This is a genomic window from Methylobacterium sp. WL18 (assembly GCF_008040015.1).
GTDB classification, from domain to species: Bacteria; Pseudomonadota; Alphaproteobacteria; order Rhizobiales; family Beijerinckiaceae; genus Methylobacterium; species Methylobacterium mesophilicum.
In genome coordinates this window covers 1-4,500 of sequence record NZ_VRVD01000389.1, presented here as the reverse complement: position 1 = coordinate 4,500, position 4,500 = coordinate 1, and the positions used below count along the sequence as shown (strand labels likewise).

The 4,500-nt window shown below is 70.0% G+C and carries 4 protein-coding genes; all 4 read right to left on the bottom strand.

The window, feature by feature from the left end; translation table 11 throughout:
• A partial coding sequence (bchZ, locus tag FV228_RS21230) for a chlorophyllide a reductase subunit Z (protein WP_147856426.1) occupies positions 1 to 1,349 on the bottom strand: 1,349 nt, incomplete at its 3' end.
• Complete coding sequence (bchY, locus tag FV228_RS21225; protein WP_147856425.1) at positions 1,349 to 2,878, bottom strand: chlorophyllide a reductase subunit Y; 1,530 nt, start codon at positions 2,876 to 2,878, stop codon at positions 1,349 to 1,351. The genes bchY and bchZ, both read right to left, overlap by 1 nt.
• Before the next feature lie 3 nt (positions 2,879 to 2,881).
• Positions 2,882 to 3,886 carry a chlorophyllide a reductase iron protein subunit X gene (locus FV228_RS21220; RefSeq protein ID WP_147856424.1) on the bottom strand — a complete coding sequence of 335 codons (1,005 nt, stop codon included), beginning with the start codon at positions 3,884 to 3,886 and terminating at the stop codon, positions 2,882 to 2,884.
• Positions 3,883 to 4,500 (bottom strand): chlorophyll synthesis pathway protein BchC (locus FV228_RS21215; RefSeq protein ID WP_147856423.1); only part of this gene is annotated, 618 nt, incomplete at its 5' end. The genes FV228_RS21220 and FV228_RS21215, both read right to left, overlap by 4 nt.

The following is a 4,500-nucleotide window of genomic DNA, read 5'->3' as shown; positions in this document are numbered from 1 at the left end:
GCGGAGATGCGGGCCAGAACCGGCTGCGCCTCGACCAGCTCGTCCAGCGCCGCGCGGGCGGCTTCGTCCCAGGGCAGCTCGCGATGGCGGCGCGCCGGGGTCGCCTCGACCTTGTCCATGTCGCGGGCGAGCGGCAGGATGTGGAAGAGCGTGTCGAACAGGGCGTTGCAGACTTCCTGGACCAGGTAGGTCGCGCCGGCAAAACCCATGAACGGCGTGCCGGTGTGCCGCCGGATGATGGCGCCGGGGAACGAGGCCGGGATGTAGGTGGCCCGGGCTCCGCACTCGGCGAGGTACATCCGCTCGTTGAACGAGCCGAACAGCACCAGCGGCGTCTTCTCGGCGACGGCCTTGCGCACGGCGTCGTTGTCGGGCTTCTGCCCGGCCGAGCGGCTGAACGCGAAGTTGCAGGGCAAGCCCATCTCGTCTTCGAGGAAGTGCCGCACGCCGCGGGCGTAGGTCTCGGTCGCGACGATCCCGAAGCTGGCAGTCCCGAAGAAGTCCTGCGTGACCGAGCGCCAGAGGTCCCAGACCGGCTTGATCGTGGTGTGGCGCTCGCGCTCGATGAACGGCTCCGGGTCGAGACCGAGGATCGCGCCGAGCGAGCGCAGGAACTTGGTGGTCGAGAGGATGCCGATCGGCGCCTGCAGGTAGGGCCGCTCCAGATCTTCGCAGAGCAGACGGCCGAACTCGCGGTAGAGACAGATGTTGGCGTCGGCGTTGACGAGCTTGGGCACGTCCGCGAGGTGCGAACCCAGCGGAAAGGTCAGATTCACGTCGGCCCCGATCCCTTCCACTAGGCGCCGGATCTCGGCGAGGTCGGAGGGCATGTTGAAGGTGCCGTAGGCCGGGCCGATGATGTTCACCCGCGGGCGCTCGCCGGATTTCTTCTCGGGACGCGCCGGGATGCCCTTCTTGGCGAACTTCTTGGCGGCGTATTCCTGCCAGAGCCAGCGTATGGCGCGGTCGGCAGCCTGCCACTGGTCCTCGTCGATGGTGCGCGGGAGGAAGCGCTGGAGGCCGGTGCCCTCGGGGGTCACGCCGCCACCGATCATCTCGGCGATCGAACCGGTGACCACCACGCTGGGCTGGCCCGGATCGAGGGTGGCGTGGGCGCGCTTCATCGCCCCCTCGGTGCCGTGGCGGCCAAGTTCTTCCTCGGCGAGGCCGGTGACGACGATCGGCAGCTCGTGCGGCGGCAGCGCATCGGTGTAGTGGAGCACCGAGGTGACCGGCAGGTTCTCGCAGCCGACCGGGCCGTCGATGACGACCTGCAGGCCCTTGATCGCCGTGAAGACGTAGACGGCGCCCCAGTAGCCCCCGGCCCTGTCGTGATCGAGGATCAGCATTACACCATCTCCCCGATCGGCTTCATCGGGCCTTCGATCTTCGGACCCTGCCGCCGCTGCGGCGTGTCCTGCCAGACGCCGGCGGAGAAGCCGGTGCCGACGCCCTCGAAGAAGTCGCGCATCGCGTCGAAGCGGGGCTTGTTGGCCAGGGCGGCGTTGATCACTCGCGCCAGGGAGCCGGCTCCTGCCGCGCCCATGAGCGGGCGCGCCGAGATCAGGTTGGTGAAGTAGAGGGCGGGCGTGCCGCGCTCCTTGGCCTTCTGCACCACCGGCGTCGTGCCGATGGCCAGATCCGGCTTCAGCGCGTCGAGGGCGTAGAGGTCGTCCTCGAGGGAGGCCCGATAGCGAACTTGGGTACCGCGAGCTTCCAGCCAGTCGCGATCGGCCTCGGACCACGGCGTACGCGGACAAGCGGTGCCGACATACGGGACCTCGGCCCCGCTTTCCACGAGGAGCCGCGCGACCAGCAGTTCCGAACCCTCGTAGCCCGAAAGCGTGATCCGGCCCTTGATCGGCATGGCGGCAAGCGCGCCGCGGATGCCGGGCAGGAGCTGGTTCTTGGCCGCCTCGACGGTGGCCCGGGCGACGCCGCAGGCCTCACCGATCCGGTCGAGCCAGTCGGCAGTGCCGTCGACCCCCACCGGGGCGGAGCCGACCACCGGCCGGCCGGCGGCTTCGAACTCGCGGATCGAGGCCGTGTAGAACGGGTGGATCGCGGCGACCGCGGTGCAATCGAGGGCAGCGTAGAGTTCGCGCCATTCGCGGGTCGGGACCACCGGCCCGGCCGCGAGGCCCAGAGGCTCCAACAAGGCGGCGATCACCACCGGATCAGCCGGGAAGATCTCGCCGAGCAGAGCCACGCTCGGGCGCTCCGAACGGCCGCCGCGTGGGGTCGCGACGGGCCCCTGCTCGGCCTCGGTGCGGGCGACCTTCAGCATCGCGCCGGCGAGCACGTCCTTGGCCTCGGCATGGGTCGGGACCCCGAATCCCGGGACGTCGATGCCGATCACCCGGACGCCGTCGATCTCCTTCGGCAACAGGCGGAGCGGGACGCCGGAGGCGGTGGGGACACAGAGGTTGATGACGACCACGGCGTCGTAATCCGCGGGCTTGGCCGTGGCGAACACCGCATCGCGGATGTCCTCGAACAGCTTGCCGGTGACCAGCGTCTCCGAGTTGAACGGCACGTAGCCGACGCTGCGCCGGGCACCGTAGAAGTGCGACGTGAAGGTCAGTCCGTAGACGCAGCAGGCCGACCCGGACAGGATCGTGGCGGTGCGGCGCATGCGCAGGCCGACCCGGAGCGAGCCGAAGGCGGGACACATGCTCTGCGGCTGGTCGTGCGGACCCTGCGGATAATCCTCCCGCAGCTTCGCGAGCGTCTCCGACATGCCGGCCGCCTCGGCGGCCGCCCGCATCGCGTCCTTGCCGGCGTGGCAGCCGAGCCCGTCGCCCTGGGTAGCGGCGAGGTCGACGGGCGCGGAGGCCTTGCGGGCGCGCAGATCGGCGATGTCGAGGGAGACGGCCATGCCCTAGACCTCGTCGTAGACGACTTCGAGGGACGGCTTGGTCACGTGGGCGACGCCGCACATGTCCTCGTGAGTCGCCGGGACCAGGACCACGTCGCGGCCGGTCACGTCGCTCGAGAACAGGCCGAGCAGCCCATCCTGCGTGAGCGGAGTCGGCCGGTGCGGCGCCGCCGTCGCGACGTTGGCGGCCAGGTCCGAGAACAGGCTGCCCCAGCGGCTCTCCGGCCGACCGATGATCTCGTAATTCGCGCTCTTGCGGCGGATGTCGTCGTCGGCCGGGATCGAGGCCAGGACCGGGATGCCGGCGGCGTCCGCGAAGGCCTGGGCCTCGCCGGTGCCGTCGTCCTTGTTGATCACCAGGCCGCCGACGCCGACATTGCCGCCGAGCTTGCGGAAATACTCGACGGCCGAGCAGACGTTGTTGGCGACGTAGAGCGATTGCAGGTCGTTCGAGCCGACGACGATGACCTTCTGGCACATGTCCCGGGCGATCGGCAGGCCGAAGCCGCCGCAGACCACGTCGCCCAGGAAGTCCAGGAGGACGAAGTCGAAGCCCCACTCGTGGAAGCCGAGCTTCTCCAGCAGCTCGAAGCCGTGGATGATACCCCGGCCGCCGCAGCCGCGCCCGACTTCGGGGCCGCCGAGTTCCATGGCGTAGACGCCGTCGCGCTTGAAGCAGACATCGCCGATCGCCACCGCCTCGCCGGCGAGCTTCTTCTTGGTGGAGGTCTCGATGATGGTCGGGCAGGCCTTGCCGCCGAACAGCAGGGAGGTTGTGTCGCTCTTCGGGTCGCAGCCGATCAGCAGGACCTTCTTGCCCTGTTGGGCCATCATGTAGCTGAGGTTGGCCAGGGTGAACGATTTGCCGATGCCGCCCTTGCCGTAGATCGCGATGATCTGCGTCTCCTTCTTCGCCGGCGCGGTGGAGACCGCATCCGGCTCGATCGCCGCCTCGGCGCGGAGTTGGGTGGCCTGGTCGAGGGCGGCCTTGTTGAGCTGAACGTTCACGCGGCGTCCCTCCAGTCGAGAATCATCTTGAGGCAGGCGGGATCGGCGAAGGCGGTGCGGTACGCGTCCTGGGCTTGCGCCGCCGGGGCGCGGTGGGTGATCAGCCCATCGAGAGAGAGCCGGCCGCCTTCGATCAGAGCCGTGACGGCCGCGAGGTCGTCGGAGCGGAACTCGGCCGAGATCCGGATCCGGGCTTCCCGCATGAAGGCAGGCGGGAAGGCGAAGGACAGCGGCGCCTCGTAGAAGCCGGCGAGCACGATCTCGCCGCCGGGCGCGAGGTGGGTGATCAGCCCGTCGAGGCCGGAGGCGTCACCGCTGACATCGGTGATCACCGCATAGTCGCGCCGGGCATCCTCGTCCGGCGCCAGAACCGCGTAGCCGGTGCCACCGTCCCGCCGGGTCGGGTCCGTCTCCCAGACCGTCGGCTCTGCGCCGACAGCGACGGTGAGGCGAGCCAGCAGCCGCCCGAGCACGCCGTGCCCCACGATCAGCGGCGTGGCTCCGGCGGCGAGGCCACCGAGCGCCCGGTAAGCCGTGGCGGCGAGCGCGACCAGGCAGGCCCGGTCACCCAGTGCCGGATCCACCGGCACGAGGCGGGCGGCAGGGGCCACGAG